Raw genomic sequence first — 20,857 nt, 5'->3', positions numbered from 1 at the left:
CTCGATGTCTTCTATTCGGCCGGATGAGCTCGGCGGCCCGGCGCCGGCATGCGGGCAGCGCCGCCGCGACCGCCAGCAAACCGCGCGCCGCCCGCCCAGATGCGCTGGCGCACCGGGAGATCCTGCGCGGCGACGGCCAAGGTCAAACCTCGCAGCGCTTGGCGCAGGCCATGGATCTGATCGACCAGGTCGAGGATGACGGCGACGCCGTCCGCGTTGACGCCCATCGGGCCGGTGAGATCGCGGATCAGCAGCGCCCTCGCCACGTCCATCTCGGAGAATGCGGTGACGCCGTCGCCGCCGGACGCATGAATCCAGCCTGCTTCGATCCAGCCCTGCAGCGACAGGCTCGGCACGCTGACCCTGCGGCACATCTCGGCGCGGTCGATCGTCATGCTTGCAGCCCTTCGCGCGGATCGTAGGTCTTGCCGGCCTTCCAGCGCTTGGCGAAAGCTTCGAGCTCAGAGTCGATCGTAGGCGGAAGCACGATCTTCAACGTCAGGTACTCGTCGCCGCGCTTGTCGCCGCGCCCCGGCGCGCCCTTGCCTTTCAGCCGCAGCACTTTTCCGGTGCTGGACCCTTTGGGGATGGACACCGTGACGGGCCCTGACGGCGTCGGCGCGACGACCTTTGCCCCGAGCACCGCCTCGGACAGAGAGATCGGCAGATCGAGCGAGATGTTCAGCCCATCGCGGCGGAAGACCGGATGAGGCCGGACGGCGATCTCGATCAACGCGTCGCCCGCTTCGCCGCCCTCCGCTCCGGCATCCCCCTTGCCGGCGAGCCGAAGCGTCTGACCGTCACGAGCGCCGGGCGGAATGACCACGTCGAGCGAGGCGCCGTCCGGCAGGACGATGCGCCGCGTGGCGCCGTTCACCGCGTCCAGGAAGTCGACCTCGAGGCGATAGCGCCGATCGACGCCCCGCATGCGGAAGCCGCGCCGACCGCTGCGTGAGAAGAATGAGGAGAGGATGTCGTCGGCGTCGTCGAAATCGTGGAAGCCGGATGTCTGGCTGTATCCGTCAGAGGCCCCGCCGGCTTCGGCGAAGTCGCGATAGTAACGACGTTGGGGCCGCTCGGCTCCGGAGGCGTCGATCTCGCCGCGATCGAAGCGCCCTCGCTTCTCCTCGTCGCCGAGGAGGTCATAAGCCGCCGACACGTCCTGGAACTTGAGATGCGCCTGCGGGTCTCCGGGATTGAGATCCGGGTGGAATTGCTTGGCGAGCTTGCGAAAGGCCGACTGGATATCCTTCTGCGAGGCGTCTTTCGATACGCCCAGCACCTCGTAGGGATCGGTCGCGGCCATCGCATCTGCTCTCCCCGTTCGTTGGTCAGGCAACAATAATTTGTCCCGCCGACGGGCGAATTGACGGTCGTCAACGACGTCGAGATCCGCCTTCCGCAGGCTTCCAGTCGTCCCGGCTCGCAGCCAATCGAGAGGTGCGATGCAAGCGGAACGCGGAGGCGCCCCATGATCAAGATCGGATCGATCAGTTCCCGCGGGGACGCCATGAACGCGATGCTCGCGGACAATTGGTGGGCGGTCGGGTTGCGCGGCGTGCTCGCCGTGCTGTTGGGGGTCGCCGCCTTCGCCGTCCCAGGCGCGGCGATGTTGGCGCTCGTGCTCGTCTTCGCCGCCTACAGCGTGGCGGATGGCGTGCTCAACATCGTGCTTGCGGTCCGCGGCGCCCGAAAGGGCGAGCGCTGGGGGCTGCTTCTCCTCAACGGCCTGTTCGGTGTGCTCGTGGGCGTCCTGGCGGCGATCTGGCCGGGCATCACCGTGATCGCCTTCGTCCTGATGGTGGGAGCATGGGCGCTGATCTCCGGCGGCCTCATGCTCGGGGCCGCGTTTACCCTCAAGATCAGCCACGGACGTTGGATCTTAGCGGTCGGCGGCGTCGTGTCGCTGATCTACGGCGTGCTGCTGTTCGCGGCGCCGCTGATCGGTGCGCTCGTGCTCACCTGGTGGTTGGCGGCCTATGCGCTGGTCATGGGAGTGATCCTGATCGGCTGGGCCTTCCGCCTTCGAAAGCATCGCGGCGAACGCGCGCCAGAACAGGTCGCGGCGTCCGCCTGAACCCCACGAGGCAACCATGACGGAACTTCTTGCGAAGGGCGCTCAGGCTCCCGACTTCACCCTTCACGTCACCCCCGACCAGACGCTCTCGCTCAGCGAATTCGCGGGCCGCCGGGTCGTGCTGGCCTTCTATCCGGCGGACTGGAGCCCGGTCTGCGGCGACCAGATGTCCCTCTACAACCATATCCTCCCGGAGTTCCGACGGTATGGCGCGGAGTTGCTGGGCATCTCGGTCGACGGAGTCTGGTGCCATCAGGCTTTCGCCCGCGACCGCAAGTTGCACTTCGCGCTGCTGTCGGACTTCGAGCCGAAGGGCGCCGTCGCGAGAAGTTACGGCGCTTATCGAGAGGCCGAAGGGGTCACGGAGCGCGCGCTGTTCGTCATCGACGAGAAGGGCGTGATCGCCTGGAGCTATCGCTCCCCCATCGCGGTCAATCCGGGCGCCGACGGCATTCTAGATGCGCTTGAGGGACTTCCAGCAACGGAGAACAAAAATGGTGACGCTCAAGGTTCCCGTAACGTCGCGTGACCACATCAGAGGCAGCCAAGACGCGGTCGTTACGCTGGTGGAGTACGGCGACTATGAATGCCCGTATTGCGGAGCGGCCCAGCCCATCGTCGAACGGGTCCAGCAACGCTTCAGCCCGGACCTTCGCCTGGTCTTCCGCCACTTCCCTCTAACGGAGGTGCATCCGCATGCGGGTCCCGCGGCGGAGACGGCCGAGTTCGCCGGCGCCAACGGCAAGTTCTGGTCGATGCACGACGCGCTGTTTGCCAATCAGCGCCGGCTGAGCGTGCCGTTGATGATGGCGCTGGCCTCTAGCCTGAACCTTTCGACCGTCGCGCTGCGCGACGCCCTCGCCACGGGGCGCTACGCCGAAAAGGTCCAGGCCGACTTCATCGGCGGCGTGCGCAGCGGCGTCAACGGCACGCCCACCTTCTTCATCAACGGCGCGCGCTTCGACAGCCCAAACGGGGCGTTTGGCCTTGAAGAGGCCATCGATCGGCTCCTCCTGGCGACGACGCGATAACCGTTTGCGAGGAACCTAGCGTCGAGGGCCGGTCCGTCGCGCCGGAGCCTCGCGAGCAGCTTCGCCCAGGCCGACGATCCGTGCAGATTGCATCTGCAGACGGCGCAACAGGGCCAAGCACTGCATGCTGCCCACTCGAGCCGTTTCGGGCGCGAAGGTGAGAGCGTCTCTGCTCCATGTTCGCCGATCTGAGGGTTCTCATTCTCCGGCGTCTCCAGGGTAGCTCACGGGGCAAAATGGCCTTCTGACCCCCCAGCCCGGCGACGCTTCGGAGGCCCGCGCCCCATAGAACATCTACAAGCCGATCATCGGCTTCGGTCCCTCGCAGGCGTCCCCGACGCGCGCCGGCGGCCGGCCCGCGGTCCTTCGCCCGGTCGCCGAAGTTGACTTGGGCACCACTCGAAAGCTGCGGGTTCTACCTAGGAGTTCGACGCATGGCGTGCGGGGTAGCGCGCGGTTCTCATTGAAACACCACGGATTTTACCGCCGAACCGTTAGGCCGGAAAGACCGGGGCGACCGCGCCGCTTATACGGGAGATACGAGATGTACGCTGTCAGCGCCGCTCAAACTCGATCCGCGAACCCCGATCTTCGCCCGCATATAAGGTCTAGCGCCGACCCCGAACTGATGGACGTCCCGCCCGAACTCGACGCCGCGATGACGTTCACACGCTGGAGGCGAGAGGAGGACTGCGCCGCGCTGTTGACTGACGGGGGACTCTGCTGGGTTGTTTCGGGGATCATCCGCAAATGCGCGGTCCATGAAAGCGGCCAGCGCCGGATCGTGGATCTGATCATGCCCGGCGATTTTTTTGCGCTCGGGCCAGCCGACGCGCGAACCTTTTCGTTTCAGGCTGTGACCGAAGGCACCGTCACGGCGCGGCTCACGCAACGAAACCTGAACAGGTTCATCACAGAAAATCCGGGCGTTTACTGCATGTTTTATCGCCTGGCCTGTAACGTAATCGCTCGGCTCGAGGAACAACTTTTGGTTCAGGGGCGCACGACCGCCGCTGAGAAGATCGCGGCCTATCTCCTTCTAATGTCCACCCGACTTTCCGGCGCGCAAGATGGCGCGGTCGTCCTGCCGGTGTCGCGGTATGATATCGCGGACCATCTTGGCATCGCCGTCGAAACCGTAAGCCGCGCGATCACCGAACTTCGGCGAGCGGGACTGATCCACCTGGATGGCCCGAGGCGGATCGAAATGACGGACGCACGAGGAATGCAAAGAAAGGCCGACGGCGCACGTTGAAAATAACCCAGCCAATGCTGTCGCCACGGAGACATGATTAGTTGCGAGCGGGGGCGGGGTCTTGTCGTGCTGATTACGATATTCGCGCCGGAGAAAGTTCATCTACTTGAAGTCGCTGGTGTTCTCGACGCGCTGTTCGAGGCCAACGGCAAGATCGAAGTCGGTCAGCATTATCGCGTGCGGATCGTCGCCGAGCGGGGCGTCGTCCAGGAAAGCGCCTCGGGTCTAAGATATGCCCCCGACGCAAGCATCAGGGAGGCGACTGATCCTTCCGACACCTTGATCGTCGCGGGACCCTTCGGCCCGCCCGCCCGCTCCAGCGCAGACGTCACGCTGTGGATGCGCCAGCAAGCCATGCGCTCGCGGCGTTACGGCTCAACGTGCACGGGCGCCTTCCTGCTGGCGCAGGCGGGCCTTCTTGCGGGACGCCGCGCGACGACCCACTGGCAGTACGCCGAACGCTTCGCCGCTGAAAATCCCGACGTAAGAGTCGAGGCCGACCGCATTTTCGTTCGAGACGGGAAGGTGTTCACCTCGGCTGGGGTTACGGCGGCGATCGATCTTGCGTTTTCGCTTATTGAGGAGGATCACGGCCGCGCGCTGGCGCTGTGGGTGGCGCGTCGGCTGGTCGTCTTTCTGAAGCGGCCCGGCGGCCAATCGCAATTCAGCGCGGCCTTGACCGCGCAGAGCGAAGCCACCGGTCCGGTCGACAAGATAAGGCTGCACGTCGTCGAAAACCCGCGCGGGGACATGAGTCTGCGGGCTCTCGCCGAGGTGGCCAGCGTGAGTGCGCGACATCTTTCGCGGCTCTTCCGCGCAGAGACGGGCATGAGCTTGGCGGCTTACGTCGAGCTGACGCGGCTTGATGTCGCCCGGCGCATGCTGGAGGACCTGCCATCCCCAATCAAGGTGATCGCCCACGCAGCCGGCTTTCGATCGACGACGACGCTCAGGCGAGCGTTCCAACGCCGTATGGGCGTGTCTCCGCTGGAATATCGCTCCCGATTCCGCACTACGGCTGAAGAGCCGGACGACCGCTGCGACGCCGATTTGTCCTGAATGGTCGCTCGATCAATGTTGAAGCGCTTGGGTTCGGCCGCCATCGTCGCGCCCGGAGGGCCTGACATGGACCAGGATACCGACACGCAGGGCACGGCGGGAATTCGGAGCGTATTCGGAGGCTTCGCCGGCGTTCGAAACTCGATGGCGCAATGACGTTCGAGGCAAATGCGCTTGCCGTTCCGGCGCGGCCGGACTGGACGTCCAAAGCAATTCGGTGGCGAAGCCTGATAAAGCGGTCGAGCGATCCAACGTTCCCGGCCGCGTCGGCGATGGCGCTCGACCATATCAGCGACGGCGTGCTGATCGCCGATATGCGGATGCGGGGACACCCGATCGTCCAGGTCAACAGCGCGTTCGAGGCGATCACCGGCTATTCCCCCTGACGAGGCCCTTGGAAAGAACTGTCGCTATCTTCAGGGTAGCGACCGCCTGCAGCCCGAGATTGCGGAGGTTAGGGCCGCTCTGCAGGAAGGCCGCGCCTGTTCCGTGATACTGCGGAATTACCGGCGTGACGGAGCGATGTTCCGCAACGCGTTGCGGATGGAGCCCTTATATGACGACGCCAGTCATCTGACGCACTTCGTCGGCATCATCCGCGATGTCACATACGCCTCGAACATCGATCGCTTGACTGGCCTTCTCGATCGATACGGTCTCATGGATCGATTGGCGGCGACGAGCACGACAAGAGAATGCAGCTTGCTGCTCGTCAAGACGGATATAATTAAATTCCACGACGTGAATAATGGTTTCGGCTATGAAGTGGGAGACGCGTTGCGTCGTGTGGCAGCTGGACGACTGTCGACGCTGCCTGCGGTCGCGATAGCGAGAGTGGGCACCAACAGCTTCGCGCTGGCCTTCGAGCTGGAAGATGTCGGCCGCGCCTCAGATCTCGTCGCCAGCGTCGTAGACTTGCTGGGACCGCGCTTTCTGCTGCCCGGCGCCTCGCTGGCGGTTCGGTTCGCAATCGGCTTCGCTGTCGGCCCCGCCGGTTCGAACCCGCTCCACCTCGTCCGGCAGGCGGGCGCCGCGCTCCACCGATCGAAGGTCAAACCGGACCATCCGCCCCTTGCCTTCGCGGCCGAGGATGAACGGAACGCGCGGAACCGCATTCGGCTCGCGAACGAACTCCAAACCGCCGTCGCCAATCAGGAGTTCATACTCCACTACCAGCCCCAGATTGATCTTGAATCCGGCGATCTGGTTGGCGCGGAATCGCTCTTGCGATGGAGCCACGGGGTTTTCGGCCTCCAGTCTCCGGGCCTTTTCATCGGCGTCGCCGAAGAAACCGGCGCCATGCTGGAGATCGGCGCTTGGGGCTTGCGCACGGTCGCGGCGCAAGCGGCGCGGGTCAATCGAGAGCGCCGAACGCCGCTTCGTTTCGCGTTCAACGTGTCGGCGCTTGAGTTCCTGCGGCGGGACATGGTCGCCTTCGTCCGTCGCGTGCTCGACGAGACAGGCTGCCACGCCGAGTGGCTGACGCTCGAGCTCACCGAGAACCTTATGATTCCTGAGCCGGACGACATCCGCCAAGCGTTCGGGGACCTGAGGCGGCTGGGGGTGGGGATCTCCATCGACGACTTTGGCACGGGTTACTCCAACCTGCGCTATTTGGAGCGCTTTCCGCTGAGCGAGATCAAGATCGATCGAAGCTTCGTGCATGACGCGTCCCACAGCGTGGCGAAGCGCATCATCGTGGAAAGCGTCGTCAAGCTGGGCTCCGCGCTGGACATCCGCGTCGTTGCGGAAGGAATCGAGACGGAGGAAGAACGCGCGATCATGCAGGCGATGGGTTGCTCGATAGGTCAAGGCTACCTGTTCGCCGCGCCTATGGATGAGCTCAAATTCGGAAGACTGCTCAGCGGGTCCGGCGCAGGATCAGGATGGGGCGCTCGCCGGCGGCCGATCATGATCGAAGACGAGCGCGGCTGAGGGCGCGCTCAGACTGCGCCGCCCGGCGTCGCCGCGGAAAGGCCTTCTGCTACGGCTTCCAGGCGACGGCGGGGTCTGCCGTTTGCGCGGACATCAAGGTCCAAAACTGACCCATCTCAACCTCTGGGGCTCAGAGCGTCTCCGTCTCCGCTATGGCGTCGCGCAAAGTCGACGAACGCCTTGAACGCGGCGGTCGGGTTGCGCCGGCTTGGGTAGTAGAGGCTCAAGGGAGGCAGAGTGGGGGTCCAGTCATCGAGCACGCGCACAAGGCGGCCGGCCTCGATGTCGTCGCGCACGTCGGATTCCATCGCGAGCGCCAGGCCGACGGAGGCGAGCGCTGCGGCGCGCGCGAGGCTCGCTTCGTCGAGGGTGATGGCGCCCTCGACGTCGATATGGACTGATTGTCCGTCCTTTTCGAACGGCCAGCGGTGGATCGCGCCACCGGGGAGCCGGACGCGGAGACAGGAATGCGCGGCGAGGTCCTGAGGGACGGCGGGCGCGCCGCGCTCCTTCAGGTAGCTCGGTGAGCCCACCACAACGTTGCGCCTGGCGCCGCCCAACGGAAGCGCGATCATGTCGACCGGCACAAGGTTGGCGCTGCGGACGCCGAGGTCGAAGCCGCCGGCGACGATGTCCACCAGACGGCCCTCCGTGACGATATCGATGTGGACCTGGGGGTGCAGTCGGAGAAACGGCAGGACAAGCCACGAGAAAATCTCCCGCGCCGCCGTCGGAAATGCGTTGATGCGCAGCGTGCCCGAAGGCGTGGCCTGGCGAGAGCGCGCGACGTCCATCGCCTCATGAATGTCCCGCACGGCGGGAGCGACTTGCGCGACGAACTGCTGGCCCGCCTCCGTCAAGGAAACGCTTCGCGTCGTCCGGTTGAAGAGCCGCACGCCCAGCGTGCGCTCGAGCTTTCCGACCGCATTGCTGAGCGCGGTCGTCGACACGCCGAGCTCAACCGCCGCCGTCCGGAACTTGCCCCGACGCGCGACCATCAGAACGGCGTCAAGCTCGGTCAGGCTGCTCTGAGCCATTGTCCTGAATTTCGCGATGAAACGTTCCGGATTGTCCCGATTATCACTTGGTTTGTCCATCGCTAGCTTGGCCCTGACAAACCCGCTGTCGCACGCGGCCGCCCCAAAGGACCAAAACTGATGTCGCTCGACCTTCCACTCCCCATCGCCGCCTATGTGGCGGCCAACGCCCTCCTGGACGTTGACGGCATGCTCAAGCCGTTCTCCGCCGACGCCGTCCTTCGCGACAATGGCGTCGCTTTTCGAGGGCATGGCGAGCTTAGGCGTCTCTTCGAGGACGGCGTGGTCGCGGTGAAGGCGATCTTCACGCCGGACGCCGTGCGGCGCGAGAACGCCCAAGTCGTCGTCGAGGGTCCCGCACATGGAGACTTCAAGGGCAGCCCGATCCGCTTCACCTACCGCTTCACGCTGGAGGACGACTCCATCAAGGCTTTGGAGATCACGGCGTGACCATCAAAGCTGATCCGACCGAATTTGCGGGAAAGCGCGTGCTTATCAGCGGCGGGACCAAGGGGCTGGGGCGCGCCACCGTCGATCGCTTCCTGGCCGGCGACGCCCGGGTGATTACGTCCGCTCGCGGAACGCTGGAGGCCATTGACGGCGTGGAGTTTATCCAAGCGGACCTGACGACCGCCGGCGGCGCGGAAGCCTTGGCCTTGGCCGCGCTTGAGCGTCTGGGCGGGGTCGACATCCTGGCCCATGTGATCGGCGGCTCGTCCACGCCGGGCGGAGGTTTCCTCGCGCTGACCGACGAGCACTGGCTCTCCGAACTGAACCTGAACCTGTTGGCCACCGTCCGTTTGGACCGGCTCCTGATCCCGCAGATGATCGAGCGGGGCGTCGGCGCGGTTGTGCACGTCACCTCCATCCAGTCGGTCCTGCCGCTTCCAGAAGCGACCACGGCCTACGCCGCCGCCAAGGCCGCGCTCAGGACCTACAGCAAGTCGATTTCCAAGGAACTGGGACCAAAGGGCGTGCGGGTGAACGTCGTCTCCCCCGGCTGGATCATGACTGAATCGTCCGTCGATTTTCTGAAGCGTCTGCAGGCCGCAAACGGCGGCACGATGGAAGAGGCGCGGCAAGCCGTCCTCGATAGCCTGGGCGGGATCTCGATCGGCCGGGCGGCTGAACCTCATGAGGTCGCCGACCTGATCGCCTACCTAGCCTCGGATCGCGCCGCCTCGATCCACGGGGCGGAGTTTGTCATCGACGGCGGAACTGTCCCGACCGTCTGAGCAGGGACAGAGGTGCGCCATGCCCTGCTTCCCCGCGCGAAAGCGCTACCCGCGGCCGTGGCCGCAATTGAAAGACGCAGCAGGAACGGCAAACCTCACAGCGGCGTGCGGATTTCCAGGAGGCGTTCTGTTTTTTCCCGGCCTTTCTCGCGCAAATAGGCCACGATCTCGGCGCCGCTCCGCATGCTGTGGGCCTTGGCCGCAATCTCGGCGCCTGCAACGTCGCCTCTAAGCACCGGATCGATCAGGTCGAAGTGGCGCTCGACCACGGTCGGGGCGTTCTTCACCACGACCGTCGAAGAGGCGATGTAGAGCCGGACCTGATTAGCGATCATGTCGTAATGGTCGCCGAGCCGGCGATTGCCCGAGAGCGCCACCAGCGTGCGGTGAAGCCGCATATCGGCGTCGACCAGTTCGTCGACGCGCCCGTTGTCTGCCGCGACCCGCAGCGCCTCGAACGCCGCCTCGACGGCGCGTCGGCCGTCGGCGTCAATCCGTTGCGCGCCGAGCCGCGCCGCGAGCGCTTCGAGACTTGAACGCAGCGCCGACAGCTCCTCGGCGTCCTCAGCGCTCAGCGCGGCGACGTCCCAGCCGCTATAGGGTCGCTGCACCACGAGCCCTTCGGTCACGAGGCGCTGGAGCGCGGCGCGCACCGTTCCGCGGGAGAGGCCGAACTGCTCGGCGAGCTTCACCTCGGTCAAGCGCGAGCCCTGCTCGAGAGCGCCGCTCACAATCGCGCTGCGCAGGCTTTCGGCCGCTGCGCGATCGAGGCTCACCTTTTTCGACGCCTTAAGAGCGCTCAGTCCCGTCATGCCGCCGTCCTTACGTCGAAGCCGCCTGCACCCGCCGCAATGGGTACAACATCATCTTTGAGATTGTCGACAATCAAGATGATTTGGCGCCGCCTTTGCGCGAGCGGCGCACGCCCCGAGCTCGCCATGCAAACCACGAAAGATCAGACGCTTTGGCGCTTCCGTAGCCAGCGCCGCCCGCCTTTTAGGCTTGACCCAACGGCCCGCAGCCAATTGTCTGATTGTCGACAATCTGGCGTCGGACCTTCTCATGACGGATTTCAGTTTTTCCCTGCGCCCCGGTGGCGCCGGGCGCCCCACGTGACCGCGGCGGTCGGCAGCGGCGCGGCGGGCTCAGCGCTTTCGGCGGTGCGCGCGATCGACCGGGCCGTGCTCGGCGTCAACCGCGCCTTCATGATCGCGGCGCTCGCCGCCATGGCCGTGATGGTCTTTGTGAGCGTCTCGCTGCGCTACCTCACCGACGACGCGATCCTCTGGGCCGAGGAACTCAGCCGCTACCTGATGATCTGGCTCTGCCTGATCGGCGTCGGGCCGGTGTTGCGGCTCGGCGGCCATGTGGCGGTCGACAATCTGCATGTCGCGGTCCCGCCCTTGGCCGCGCGCGTCCTGCGGGTCGTGGTGGTGGCGATCATGGCGGGCTTCGCGCTTTACATGGCCTGGGCCGGCCTCGGTTATGTTGCGCGTTCCTGGCGGCAGACGACCCCCGTCCTGCACATCCCCTTCGCCTATGTCGCGATGGCCGTGCCGATCGGCTTCAGCCTCAGCGTCTGGCACCTCCTCATGATCCTCGCGCCGTATGTGCGAGACGGCTCCTTCGAGACGTCCGACGACCTCAATCCGGAAGAGGCGTCCGCGGCATGACGGCTGGCGTTCTGTTCGGCGGGCTGGTCCTGTTCCTGGCGCTCGGCGTGCCGATCGCCTTCGCGTTGGGCGCGGCGACCCTGACCGCGGTGCTCGGCGCCGGCCTCAATCCGATCGCCGTCACGCAGAAGCTGATCTCGGGGCTCGACAGCTTTCCGCTGATGGCGATCCCGTTCTTCCTGCTGGCCGCCGAACTGATGACGAGCGGGGCTTTGGCCGAAGTGCTGCTGCGCTTCGCGTCGATGTTCGTCGGGCACAAGCGCGGCGGGCTCGGGCACACCAACATCCTGACCATCACGTTCTTCTCCGGCATATCGGGCTCCGCGCTCGCGGACGCCGCCGGTCCCGGCTCGCTGCTGATCCGGATGATGCGCAAGTCCGGCTATCCGCCGGCCTATGCGGCTGCGCTCACCGCGGCCGCCTCGATCGTCGGGCCGATCATCCCGCCGTCGATCGTCATGATCCTCTATGCGCTCGCCGACGAGGCCGTCTCGGTGCTGCGCCTCTTCATGGCGGGCGTCGTGCCGGGCCTCATGATCTCGGCGGCGATGATCGGCTACAACGCCTGGGCCAGCCATCGCCGTGACTTCCGTGGCGAAGGCGAGGCGCCCGGCCCCGACGAGATCCTGCGCACAAGCTGGCGCGCGATTCCCGCGCTGCTGCTGCCGACGCTGATCGTGGTCGGAGTTCATTCCGGGGCGTTCACGCCGACCGAAGCCTCCGTGATCGCGGTGTTCTACGCGCTGTTCTGCGGCATGGTGATCTATCGCACGATCAGCTGGTCGATGCTGCCGCAGCTCATCGCGCGCACCGCCTTCATGAGCGCTGCGATCCTGCTGATCATCGCCGCCTCTTCGGCCTTCGCCTGGATGCTGACCTACACCCAGACGCCGCAGGTCCTCACCGCCTGGATTCAAGGGCTCGGCCTGTCGCCGATCATGTTCCTGCTGGCGGTCAACGTCTTCCTGCTGCTGTTCGGCATCTTCATCGAGCCGCTGCCCGGCGTGCTGGTGGTCGCCCCGATCCTCGCCCCGATGGCGGCCGCGCTCGGCATTGACCCGACGCATTTCGCCATCGTGGTCATCGTGAACCTCAACCTCGGGATGATCACGCCCCCGGTCGCGAGCCTGCTCGCGGTCACCGGCATGATCGCCAAGGTGCGGATGGCCGATCTCAATCGCGAGATCTACCCGATGCTCGCGATCCAGATTCTGGTGCTGCTGCTGCTCACCTTCGTGCCCGTGCTCAGCACCGGGCTGCCTGACCTGATGGGCGCCAAATGAGCGCTCTTCGCATGACCTCTCGGAGCATCGACGTGAACATCGCCCAGCGCAGCGGCGCGGACTTGCGCGCGACTTCGGCCGCCGGCCGGATCGCCAAGGCCGAGTGCATCCTTGTCACCATCCCGTTCGACAGCGGAGGCCTGCCCGTCTGGAGCTTCACCAGCAATCCGAAGAACACGTTCGACGTGTTGCTGGTGCGGATCGAGACCGACACCGGCCTCGTCGGCTGGGGCGAGGCGTTTTCGCGCGCCGAGGACGTGGCTCTGCGCATGCTGATCGAGACCCGCATCTTCCCCGTGATCCTCGGGGAGGAGGCGAACGCCATCTCGAAGATCAAGCACAAGCTCGAATTCGGCCTGCAGAACTTCGGCCGCGTCGGCCCGACCATGTACGCGATCTCGGCGGTCGACATCGCGCTCTGGGACATCGCGGGCAAGGCCGCGCAGCTGCCGCTCGTCGACCTGATCGGCGGGCCGTTCGCGAAGGAGGTGGAGGTCTACGCCAGCCTGCTGCGCTACGGCTCGGCCGAGGGCGTCGCCAAGGCCACCCGCAAGGCGATCGGGGAGGGCTACCGCTACGTCAAGCTGCACGACATCCGGTTCGAGGAGGTCGCGGCAGCCGTCGAGGAAGCGGGCGACGAAGCCGCCGTGATGCTCGACGTCAACTGCCCGTGGACGGTTTCGGAAGCTCTCGCCATGGACGCGCGGCTTTCGAAGCTGAACCTGCTCTGGCTGGAGGAACCGATCTTCCCGCCGGATGACTATCGCGGCCTCGCGAAGATCCGCGCCACCGGCCGGCATCGCATCGCGCTTGGCGAGAACGCCGGCTCCCTCCGCGACTTTGTCGCGATGGCCGACGCCCAAGCGATCGACATCGCCCAGCCCGACGTCGCCAAGACCGGCGGCGTGACGGAGCTGCTCAAGATCGCGGCCTTCTGCGACGCGAGCGCGATCGAGTTCATTCCGCATTGCGCGATCTTCGGCCCCGGCCAGATCGCGACCGTCCACATCAACGCCGCGCAGCGCGCGACGCCGCTGCTCGAGCGCCTCTACTTCGATTTTGAAGCCGAACTCTACGGCGACGCGATGCTGCCGAAGGCCGGCAGGCTCGCCGTTCCGACCGGGCCCGGCCTCGGCTTCGATCCCGACATGGGCGTCGTCGAGAGGTTCCGCGTCGCCTGACCCTTCAAGAACCATGGCTCGCGGGGACAAGCCGGCGGCCGAACGGGAAGCGCACTGAAGTCCACACCTCCCACAATCGGAGAAGCGCAGATGAAAGCCCTTGTTGTCGCCGCGGCCATGCTGATGGGCTTCGCGGCTCCGTCGGCGGCCCAGACCACCACCCTGAAATACGCCTTCGTCAACCCGATGAGCAGCCACTTCGGCGCGGCCGCAACGACCTTCAAGGAGTCCGTCGAGAAGGAAAGCGCGGGCAGGATCAAGGTCGACATCTTCCCCGGCGGCGCGCTCGGCGGCGAGCGCGAGATCGTCGAGAGCATGCAGCTTGGCACGGTCGACATGGCCATGACCGGAACCTCGATCATGGGCAACTTCGTGCCCGAGGTGCTGCTCTATGACGTGCCGTTCCTGTTCAAGGACACCCGCCAAGCCCGCGCCGTGCTCGACGGCCAGATCGGCAAGGACGTGCTCGCGAAGTTCGAAGACAAGGATCTGGTCGGCCTCGGCTACGGCGAGAACGGCTTCAAGATGCTGACCAACAACAAGAGGCCTGTGCTGAAGCCCGAGGATCTCGTCGGCATGACGATCCGCGTGCAGGAGAACGAGATCCACATCGCGGCCTTCAAGCAGCTCGGCGCCCGCCCGACGCCCATCGCCTGGCCCGAACTCTACGCGGCCCTCCAGCAGGGCGTCGTCGACGGCCAAGACAACCCGATCTCCAACGTGCTCTCGGCCAAGTTCTTCCAGGTGCAGAAGTACGGCACGCTGCTGCGCCACGTCTTCGCCCCGACCGTGATCACCATGTCGTCGGCGACCTGGGGCAAGCTCTCCGACGCCGACAAGGCGATCGTGCAGGCGGCCGTGGCCAAGGCGGTCGCGACCCAGCGCGCGGCGGTCGACGAATACGAGACCAGCGGCCTCGCCAAGCTGAAGGAAGGCGGCATGCAGATCGTCGAAACCGTCGATACGGCGGCCTTCGTCGAGAAGCTCGCGCCCGCGAACGAGATCTTCGCCAAGCGCTTCGGCCAGGACAAGTTCGACGCGATCCGCGCCATGAACTGAGACCCGTCGGGCGGCGATCGAACCCGATCTTCGCCCGGCGAAGGCGCCATCCGCGATCCCTCCCGCAGGTTGCGTCCGTTTCCTCTCCTGCGCGAGGCCGCTCGATGAGCTACCGGACGATCCGCTACGAGGTTCTGGGACCGGTCGCGCGGCTGACGCTGAACAGGCCCGAGCGCGCCAATGCGATCAGCGCGGAGATGCTCGACGAGATCTCAGCCGCGATGGACGCGGCCGAGGCTGACGATACCGTCCGCGCTGTTGTGGTGACGGGGGAAGGCGGAAACTTCTCGTCCGGCTTCGACCTCAAGGACCAGATGGAGCGCCGACCGACCGGCGTGGCCGACTGGCGCCCGATCCTGCGCAAGGATTTCGACGTGCCGATGCGGTTTTGGCGCTCGGCGAAACCGACGATCGCTTCCGTGCGCGGCGCCTGCATGGCGGGGGCCTGCGAGCTGGCGCTCGCCTGCGACATGACGATCGCGTCGGAAACCGCCTACTTCGGCGAGCCGGAGCTGAAGTTCGGCGCCGGCATCGTCGTGATGCTGCTCCCCTGGATCGTCGGGCCGAAACTCGCGAAAGAGATCATCCTGACGGGCGAGGATCGGATCTCCGCCGAACGCGCCCGCGAGATCGGCATGGTCAACCGCGTCGTGGCGGACGCCGAGCTGGACGAGGCTGCTCTGGCGCTCGGCCGCCGCATCGCTGTGGTTGATCCGATGGTCGTCCGCGAGACCAAGCGGGCCCTCAATCGCCAACTTGAGGCGCGCGGCATGCTCGACGCCCTGGAGGCCGCGCTCGAGATCGACCTCACGATCGAGGGCCAAGGCTCGGCGGACAAGCAGGACTTCATGGCGGTCGCCCGCGAGAAGGGCATGAGGGCCGCGATCGCCTGGCGCGACGCGAGGTTCGAAGCCTGATGGCGCGGGCGCTGCTCCGCCTTCTGGAGACGAGGCTCGCGAGCGGCGCCGGCGTGGTCGAGGACGGGAACGCGGCGCCGCTTCGGGCGACCGAACTTCTCGAGGCCGGCAGTGAGATCGCCGCGGCGCTCCGGCGCGGTGGGCTTGGCGAGAACGAGCCGGTCTTCGTCGTGGTCGGTAACCGCAGTCTTGATCTCGCGGCGTTCCTCGGCGTCTGGATGGCGGGCGGCGTCGTCGCGCCGGTCCATGTCTCGGCGTCCGAAACCACGTGGGCGGCTGTGCGCGCATCGCTTGGCGCGCGCGTGGTTGTCGAGAGTGGCGAGGCGCTCTTCGCGCGGGACGCCCCGGCGCCGTCGGCGCGGCGCGAGCTCGATGATGCGGCGGTGGTGGTCTTCACCTCCGGCACGACCGGCGCTCCGAAGGGCGTGGTGATCCGCCACCGCGGTTTCGCCGGCAAGCTCGCGGCGCTCGAGCCGATAATCCCCTTCGGTTCTGGCGACGTCGTCGCGATCCCGCTTCAACTCACTTTCATTTTCGGCCAGTGGACGGCGTTTCTGGCGCTCTGCGCAGGGGCGAGCGTCTCGCTCGTCCGGAAGTTCTCGCCGCAGGTCTTCGACGCCCTGTACCTTCGGAATGCCACCGCGCTCTGCGTCGTGCCCTCCATGCTGCGTGCGCTGGAACGGAGACCGCGCCCGCTCGATCGGCTGAGGACGATCGTCAGCGGCGGCGAGCCGCTTGGCGCCGTACTGGCGGAGACGACGGTGGCGCGATGGCCCGGCGCCGCGATCTTCGACTGCTATGGCCTGACGGAGACGGGCGCGGCCGACTTCTGCGCGATCTCGACCGAGAGCGAACCGCGCGGCGCATGGATCGGTCGGCCAACGGGCGGCGTCCTCTACAGGATACGGGCCGAGGATGGCGGCTCCCTACCTGCGGGCCGGTCCGGCGAACTCCAGATCCGGACCGAGCATATTATGGCCGCCTATCTCGGCGAGCCGGAGCTGACGGCGGCGGCTTTCGCGGACGGCTGGTTTCGGACCGGCGATCTCGCGGTCGAAGATCCGGACGGCGAGGTGCGCCTTGTCGGACGGATCAAAGAGGTCATCTCGCGCGCGGGCAACAAGATCTATCCCGCCGAGATCGAGGCCACCCTGCTGCGCCACCCGGACGTTGCGGCCGCGCTCTGCACGGGCGTTCCGGACGAGCGGATCGGCGAGCGCATTCACGCGGCCGTCGTCCTAAGGGACGGAGCTGCGGCCACGCCCAGCGGGCTTTGCGACTGGCTGGGCGGGTGCCTCGAACGCTACAAGGTTCCGGATGTCCTCGTGATCCGGGACGCCGTTCCGCTTGGGGCGACAGGAAAGGCGAGCCGCGCCGCGCTGCGGGAGTTGGCGATCAGGGAAAGCCTCGCAACGATGACGATGGGTTCCTCTCAACGGCGGTAGCCTCCTGGCCAAAGCGGGCGCTACGCGAGGCTCCCTGCGACGGGGAACATAGTGTCGTCCGTGGACTTTCAGTCCGGTCCGGCGCCGAGGGGGCTGCCCTTGAAGGCCGTTTGCACTCCACGCCGCTGAGGACATCGGGATCGACGACGTCCCATAATTCGAGCTGCGGGAGCCGGCGGAGGCGATTTTGCGCGTCATCTGCCCGCCGGAGTCGCCTTGGTGACGGCCGCGATCGCTGAGGTCCTTCCGACCCGCTGGGCGCGGGCCGTTAGCGAGGACAGCGACATGGTTGAGGCAGTCGGCCGCGGACCGCTCCGGCGGTTCGCAATCGCTTCGACGACGCTGATGAACTCTGGCCGCGCGATCGAGGTCGGCTGGATCAAGGTCAAGCTCGAGGCCGCGGAGCAAGCCGCCGCCTCCACGCCCGTTTCCGCACAGGAGCTTCCGCGATGTGGACCACTCTTCGCAGCCGGCCGATCATTTCAGGCGCGTTGATCGCGCTGCTCGGCGTCTATTTCGTCGTTCTCGGGGGCTGGCTCGCCTGGCTCGGCGGTTCGCTCTACTACGTGGTCGCGGGGCTCGGCATCCTAGCGAGCGGCTTGCTGCTTGCAGCCGGCCGCCGATTTGGGAGGACCGTCTATCTGGTGGTCTGGGTCGGCACGGTGGTCTGGGCGTTCTGGGAGATCGGGCCGAACGTCTTCGGCCTCGTGGCGCGGCTCGTCGCTCCGACCGTGCTGCTCGTCTATGTCTACATGCCTTGGATCGGCCGCTCGCTTGACGGGCGGCGCGGCGGGGGACCGTCGCGGAATCGCGTCGCGGCGGGGAGCCTCGCTGTCGCGGCCGTCGCTCTCGGGGCCGCCTCGATCGGATACACAAGCGCCCAAACCGGCGGGCCGGCGGAGGCGACCCCACCTGCTGGCGCGAGCGAATGGCCGGAGTACGGCGCGGGGCTCGGCGGCCAACGCTACGCCGCGCTCCCAGACATCACGCCCCAGAACGTGTCACAGCTCGAAGTCGCGTGGACCGCGAACACCGGGGACACCGCCGACGAGGCCGAGCGCAACCACCTGCGCGAGTTCCACAGCGAGGCGACGCCGATCAAGATCGGCGACACGCTCTACACCTGCACCCCGCACAGCTGGGTGCTGGCGATCAACGCCACCACAGGCGAAATCAAGTGGACCTGGAAGCTGCAGGCCCAACGCGAGGGCAACCCCTACCTCGTCTGCCGCGGCGTCTCCTACTTTCAGGCGCCCGAGGGCGCCCCCTGCCGCGAGCGCATCTTCGCGCCGACGTTCGACGCCCGCGTGGTGGCCCTCGACGTCAAGACAGGCAAGGAATGCGAGGGATTTGGCGAGGGCGGCTACATCAATCTGCGCGCCAACGCCGGGCCGTCGAGCCCCGGCATGCAGATCACCACCTCGCCGCCGCTCGTCGCCAATAACCGCCTGATCGTCGGCAGCCGCATCCGCGACAACCGCGCGGTCGACGAGCCCTCGGGCGTGATCCGCGCCTACGATCCCGTCTCGGGCGCGGGCGTCTGGGCCTGGGACATGGGCCGCGGCGAGGACGCGATCGCGCCGCTGCCGCCCGGCGAGGTGTACACCCGCGGCACTCCGAACGTCTGGGGCGCGATGACGGCCGACCAGACGCTGGGCATTGTCTACCTTCCGCTCGGCAACCCGACCCCAGACTACTTCGGAGGTCAGCGGCGGCCCTTCGACGAGCGCTTCGGCTCCTCCATCACGGCGCTCGACATCGAGACCGGCAAGCTGCGTTGGACGTTCCAGACGGTGCACCACGACGTCTGGGACTTCGATCTGCCGATCGGCCCGAGCCTGGTCGATCTGCCGGGGCCGTCGGGCTCAGGGACCGTGCCGGCGCTGATCCAGACCACCAAAACCGGTCAGGTGTTCATGCTCAATCGGGCGACGGGCGAGCCGATCGCCCGTGTAGAGGAGCGGCCTGTTCCCCAGAACGGCGCCGCCCCGGGAGAACGGCTGTCGCCCACGCAGCCGTTCTCGGTCGGCATGCCGTCCTTCACGCCGCCGCCGCTCCAGGAAAAGGACGCCTGGGGCGCGACGCCGATCGACCAGCTGATCTGCCGCATCCAGTTCCGGCAATCGCGGCACGAGGGTATTTTCACCCCGCCGGGCCTCACGCCGATGATCGGCAACCCGGCTTTCGACGGCGTGACCGACTGGGGCGGCGCGGCGATCGACCCCGAGCGCCAGCTCATCACCGTCAATCTGATGAATATGCCCTTCCGCATCCGACTGATCGACCGCACGTCGCCGGACGCGCCAAAGGCCAAGCCGGTGCAGTCTGGCGAGCAGCCGTCCTCGCCGGAGGCGGTCGGCGAGGACGCCTCGTCCGAGCAGCACTATCCGCAGGAGGGCACGCCCTACATCGCCGCCGTGCAGGCCTGGCTGGGGCCGTTCGGCGCGCCCTGCGCTCCGCCGCCCTGGGGCGAGCTCGCAACCGTCGACCTCACCACCCGCAAGGTCGTGTGGCGCACGACGCTCGGCACCTCGCGCGACACCAATCTGTTCGGACTCAAGGACAACCTGCCGCTGCCGACGGGCACGCCCAACCTCGGTGGACCGATCGTGACCTCGGGCGGCGTGGTGTTCATCGGCGCGACCACCGACCAGTATCTGCGGGCCTTCGACCAGAGGACCGGCGAGGAGCTCTGGAAGGCGCGGCTGCCGGCCGGCCCGCAGGCGACGCCCATGGCCTATCGCGGCAATGACGGTCGACAGTACGTGGTGATCACCGCGGGCGGCCACGGCGCGATCGGCACCCGCTACGGCGACGCCACGATCGCGTTCGCGCTTCCGAAGTCCTGAGCCATGCGTTCCGCGGTCTTGGGGCCGCAGCGCTAGAGCACGCCGGCGCAGCGCCCAAAGCCCCAAGCTCAGTCGGAGAAGGCCAGACGTTCGATATGCAAAGCCGCGGCGCGCTCAAGACCGGTGAGTTCGCCGTAGCGAACGCGTTTAGGACCGATCAGGATCATTAAACCTTCGATCTGAGCCGTAATGAGGGCTGCCCTCAGGTCGCGACTGTCCTTGGACAAATCTGGCCGGACACGCTCGATCATCTCGCCGATCCAAGTCCGCATCTTCTCATAGAAGGCGCCGAGCATTTTCGACACCGAGGGCGAATGGTTGGCCATGGCCCACATCTCCATGAGCAGATTGACCGTCCTGTCGCGCTTGTTCTCGGAGATCATGAACTCCACTGAGAATCGGAAGATCTCGCGTCCATCCTTCAGTTTCGCGGGAACCCGCTTGCGGAAACGGTGGTCCCACTGGTCGAAGATATAGTGGGCGAGGTGGATCATGAGGTCGTCTTTCGACGGGTAGTAGTAATTGACGTTCCCGACCGCGATGCCGGCCCCCTTGGCGATGTTGCGGTAAGACAGGTTCGCGAACCCCTGCGTCACCAGGATGTCTTTCGCCGCGGCCAGAATAGTGGCCACGCGATCATTGCCCTTGGTCGTCGACGCGCGCGCGGCGTGGTCCACTTGGGTCATCTGGCGTTCTCGCTAAGACGGTGACCGGGCTGCTCGGCCGGTCACGCGCATATCGTACGATCGTCCAAGAAACATCCCATCCAAGGACTGGCAAGAGGCGGACGTCATATCTCGTACGATCGTCCGAATGTCGGC

Annotated in this window: 21 protein-coding genes; 16 read left to right on the top strand and 5 right to left on the bottom strand. The window is 66.4% G+C overall.

Going from position 1 to position 20,857, the window contains the following annotated elements; all coding sequences use genetic code 11:
* Window positions 1-11: 11 nt before the first annotated feature.
* Both METY_RS16810 and METY_RS16805 read right to left on the bottom strand, forming a co-directional pair.
* Complete coding sequence (locus tag METY_RS16810) at window positions 12-395, bottom strand: chaperone modulator CbpM (RefSeq protein ID WP_244593706.1); 384 nt, start codon at window positions 393-395, stop codon at window positions 12-14.
* Complete coding sequence (locus tag METY_RS16805; RefSeq protein WP_103122539.1) at window positions 392-1,306, bottom strand: DnaJ C-terminal domain-containing protein; 915 nt, start codon at window positions 1,304-1,306, stop codon at window positions 392-394. The genes METY_RS16810 and METY_RS16805 overlap by 4 nt, the downstream gene beginning before the upstream one ends.
* A gap of 165 nt (window positions 1,307-1,471) precedes the next feature.
* On the opposite strand from METY_RS16805, the gene METY_RS16800 reads away from it, so the two are divergent.
* From METY_RS16800 to METY_RS16770, 7 genes are all read left to right on the top strand, one after another.
* Complete coding sequence (locus METY_RS16800; RefSeq protein ID WP_103122538.1) at window positions 1,472-2,077, top strand: HdeD family acid-resistance protein; 606 nt, start codon at window positions 1,472-1,474, stop codon at window positions 2,075-2,077.
* 16 nt (window positions 2,078-2,093) lie between these two features.
* The gene (locus tag METY_RS16795; RefSeq protein WP_103122537.1) at window positions 2,094-2,606 is read left to right on the top strand and encodes a redoxin domain-containing protein; all 513 of its coding nucleotides are present in this window, start codon (window positions 2,094-2,096) and stop codon (window positions 2,604-2,606) included.
* A complete protein-coding gene (locus METY_RS16790; protein ID WP_103122536.1) occupies window positions 2,572-3,108 on the top strand; it encodes a DsbA family protein in 537 nt (178 codons plus the stop codon). Before METY_RS16795 ends, METY_RS16790 begins: the two co-directional genes overlap by 35 nt.
* A gap of 544 nt (window positions 3,109-3,652) precedes the next feature.
* Entirely contained in the window at window positions 3,653-4,363 is a 711-nt protein-coding gene (locus tag METY_RS16785) for a Crp/Fnr family transcriptional regulator (protein ID WP_103122535.1), read from the top strand.
* Window positions 4,364-4,429: 66 nt separating this feature from the next.
* A complete protein-coding gene (locus METY_RS16780; RefSeq protein WP_103122597.1) occupies window positions 4,430-5,422 on the top strand; it encodes a GlxA family transcriptional regulator in 993 nt (330 codons plus the stop codon).
* A gap of 152 nt (window positions 5,423-5,574) precedes the next feature.
* Window positions 5,575-5,808 carry a PAS domain-containing protein gene (locus tag METY_RS16775; protein WP_103122534.1) on the top strand — a complete coding sequence of 78 codons (234 nt, stop codon included), beginning with the start codon at window positions 5,575-5,577 and terminating at the stop codon, window positions 5,806-5,808.
* Window positions 5,735-7,357, top strand: coding sequence for a putative bifunctional diguanylate cyclase/phosphodiesterase (locus METY_RS16770; protein WP_346433162.1), 1,623 nt, complete (start codon window positions 5,735-5,737; stop codon window positions 7,355-7,357). The genes METY_RS16775 and METY_RS16770 overlap by 74 nt, the downstream gene beginning before the upstream one ends.
* A gap of 116 nt (window positions 7,358-7,473) precedes the next feature.
* On the opposite strand, the gene METY_RS16765 is transcribed toward METY_RS16770, so the two are convergent.
* Complete coding sequence (locus tag METY_RS16765; RefSeq protein WP_103122532.1) at window positions 7,474-8,394, bottom strand: LysR family transcriptional regulator; 921 nt, start codon at window positions 8,392-8,394, stop codon at window positions 7,474-7,476.
* A gap of 120 nt (window positions 8,395-8,514) precedes the next feature.
* Between METY_RS16765 and METY_RS16760 the strand changes: the two genes are divergently transcribed.
* The gene (locus tag METY_RS16760) at window positions 8,515-8,844 is read left to right on the top strand and encodes a nuclear transport factor 2 family protein (RefSeq protein WP_103122531.1); all 330 of its coding nucleotides are present in this window, start codon (window positions 8,515-8,517) and stop codon (window positions 8,842-8,844) included.
* The gene (locus METY_RS16755) at window positions 8,841-9,629 is read left to right on the top strand and encodes an SDR family oxidoreductase (RefSeq protein ID WP_103122530.1); all 789 of its coding nucleotides are present in this window, start codon (window positions 8,841-8,843) and stop codon (window positions 9,627-9,629) included. Before METY_RS16760 ends, METY_RS16755 begins: the two co-directional genes overlap by 4 nt.
* Window positions 9,630-9,724: 95 nt before the next feature.
* On the opposite strand, the gene METY_RS16750 is transcribed toward METY_RS16755, so the two are convergent.
* On the bottom strand, window positions 9,725-10,441 hold the full coding sequence (locus METY_RS16750) for a GntR family transcriptional regulator (RefSeq protein ID WP_103122529.1): 717 nt from the start codon (window positions 10,439-10,441) through the stop codon (window positions 9,725-9,727).
* A 300-nt stretch (window positions 10,442-10,741) separates the two neighbouring features.
* On the opposite strand from METY_RS16750, the gene METY_RS16745 reads away from it, so the two are divergent.
* The 7 genes from METY_RS16745 (at window position 10,742) to METY_RS16710 (ending at window position 20,036) form a co-directional block, all read left to right on the top strand.
* Window positions 10,742-11,302, top strand: coding sequence for a TRAP transporter small permease (locus METY_RS16745; protein ID WP_160147378.1), 561 nt, complete (start codon window positions 10,742-10,744; stop codon window positions 11,300-11,302).
* On the top strand, window positions 11,299-12,585 hold the full coding sequence (locus tag METY_RS16740; RefSeq protein WP_103122527.1) for a TRAP transporter large permease: 1,287 nt from the start codon (window positions 11,299-11,301) through the stop codon (window positions 12,583-12,585). The genes METY_RS16745 and METY_RS16740 overlap by 4 nt, the downstream gene beginning before the upstream one ends.
* Window positions 12,586-12,596: 11 nt before the next feature.
* The gene (locus METY_RS16735; RefSeq protein WP_160147377.1) at window positions 12,597-13,766 is read left to right on the top strand and encodes a mandelate racemase/muconate lactonizing enzyme family protein; all 1,170 of its coding nucleotides are present in this window, start codon (window positions 12,597-12,599) and stop codon (window positions 13,764-13,766) included.
* Between the two features lie 90 nt (window positions 13,767-13,856).
* On the top strand, window positions 13,857-14,825 hold the full coding sequence (dctP, locus tag METY_RS16730) for a TRAP transporter substrate-binding protein DctP (RefSeq protein WP_103122525.1): 969 nt from the start codon (window positions 13,857-13,859) through the stop codon (window positions 14,823-14,825).
* A 104-nt stretch (window positions 14,826-14,929) separates the two neighbouring features.
* Window positions 14,930-15,742: an enoyl-CoA hydratase/isomerase family protein gene (locus tag METY_RS16725; RefSeq protein WP_103122524.1), complete on the top strand. Its 813-nt coding sequence runs from the start codon at window positions 14,930-14,932 to the stop codon at window positions 15,740-15,742.
* Entirely contained in the window at window positions 15,742-17,187 is a 1,446-nt protein-coding gene (locus tag METY_RS16720) for a class I adenylate-forming enzyme family protein (RefSeq protein ID WP_103122523.1), read from the top strand. The genes METY_RS16725 and METY_RS16720 overlap by 1 nt, the downstream gene beginning before the upstream one ends.
* A 449-nt stretch (window positions 17,188-17,636) precedes the next feature.
* Complete coding sequence (locus METY_RS16710; protein ID WP_103122521.1) at window positions 17,637-20,036, top strand: membrane-bound PQQ-dependent dehydrogenase, glucose/quinate/shikimate family; 2,400 nt, start codon at window positions 17,637-17,639, stop codon at window positions 20,034-20,036.
* A 68-nt stretch (window positions 20,037-20,104) separates the two neighbouring features.
* Here the strand turns inward: METY_RS16710 and METY_RS16705 are convergent, their stop codons facing one another.
* Entirely contained in the window at window positions 20,105-20,722 is a 618-nt protein-coding gene (locus METY_RS16705; RefSeq protein WP_103122520.1) for a TetR/AcrR family transcriptional regulator, read from the bottom strand.
* Between the last annotated feature and the right edge of the window lie 135 nt (window positions 20,723-20,857).

The organism is Methylopila sp. Yamaguchi, from assembly GCF_002897035.1.
GTDB lineage: Bacteria > Pseudomonadota > Alphaproteobacteria > Rhizobiales > Methylopilaceae > Methylopila.
The sequence above is the reverse complement of the archived record's forward strand: the minus strand, read 5'-3'. Positions and strand labels throughout refer to the sequence as shown.

Bases quoted from the DNA above. Each gene is read 5' to 3' on its own strand.
- METY_RS16710 (WP_103122521.1), top strand. From the start codon at position 17,637: ATGTGGACCACTCTTCGCAGCCGGCCGATCATTTCAGGCGCGTTGATC.
- METY_RS16765 (WP_103122532.1), bottom strand. From the start codon at position 8,394: ATGGCTCAGAGCAGCCTGACCGAGCTTGACGCCGTTCTGATGGTCGCG.
- dctP (WP_103122525.1), top strand. From the start codon at position 13,857: ATGAAAGCCCTTGTTGTCGCCGCGGCCATGCTGATGGGCTTCGCGGCT.
- METY_RS16705 (WP_103122520.1), bottom strand. From the start codon at position 20,722: ATGACCCAAGTGGACCACGCCGCGCGCGCGTCGACGACCAAGGGCAAT.
- METY_RS16740 (WP_103122527.1), top strand. From the start codon at position 11,299: ATGACGGCTGGCGTTCTGTTCGGCGGGCTGGTCCTGTTCCTGGCGCTC.
- METY_RS16800 (WP_103122538.1), top strand. From the start codon at position 1,472: ATGATCAAGATCGGATCGATCAGTTCCCGCGGGGACGCCATGAACGCG.
- METY_RS16805 (WP_103122539.1), bottom strand. From the start codon at position 1,306: ATGGCCGCGACCGATCCCTACGAGGTGCTGGGCGTATCGAAAGACGCC.
- METY_RS16795 (WP_103122537.1), top strand. From the start codon at position 2,094: ATGACGGAACTTCTTGCGAAGGGCGCTCAGGCTCCCGACTTCACCCTT.
- METY_RS16735 (WP_160147377.1), top strand. From the start codon at position 12,597: ATGACCTCTCGGAGCATCGACGTGAACATCGCCCAGCGCAGCGGCGCG.
- METY_RS16725 (WP_103122524.1), top strand. From the start codon at position 14,930: ATGAGCTACCGGACGATCCGCTACGAGGTTCTGGGACCGGTCGCGCGG.
- METY_RS16785 (WP_103122535.1), top strand. From the start codon at position 3,653: ATGTACGCTGTCAGCGCCGCTCAAACTCGATCCGCGAACCCCGATCTT.
- METY_RS16790 (WP_103122536.1), top strand. From the start codon at position 2,572: ATGGTGACGCTCAAGGTTCCCGTAACGTCGCGTGACCACATCAGAGGC.
- METY_RS16720 (WP_103122523.1), top strand. From the start codon at position 15,742: ATGGCGCGGGCGCTGCTCCGCCTTCTGGAGACGAGGCTCGCGAGCGGC.
- METY_RS16750 (WP_103122529.1), bottom strand. From the start codon at position 10,441: ATGACGGGACTGAGCGCTCTTAAGGCGTCGAAAAAGGTGAGCCTCGAT.
- METY_RS16810 (WP_244593706.1), bottom strand. From the start codon at position 395: ATGACGATCGACCGCGCCGAGATGTGCCGCAGGGTCAGCGTGCCGAGC.
- METY_RS16760 (WP_103122531.1), top strand. From the start codon at position 8,515: ATGTCGCTCGACCTTCCACTCCCCATCGCCGCCTATGTGGCGGCCAAC.
- METY_RS16775 (WP_103122534.1), top strand. From the start codon at position 5,575: ATGACGTTCGAGGCAAATGCGCTTGCCGTTCCGGCGCGGCCGGACTGG.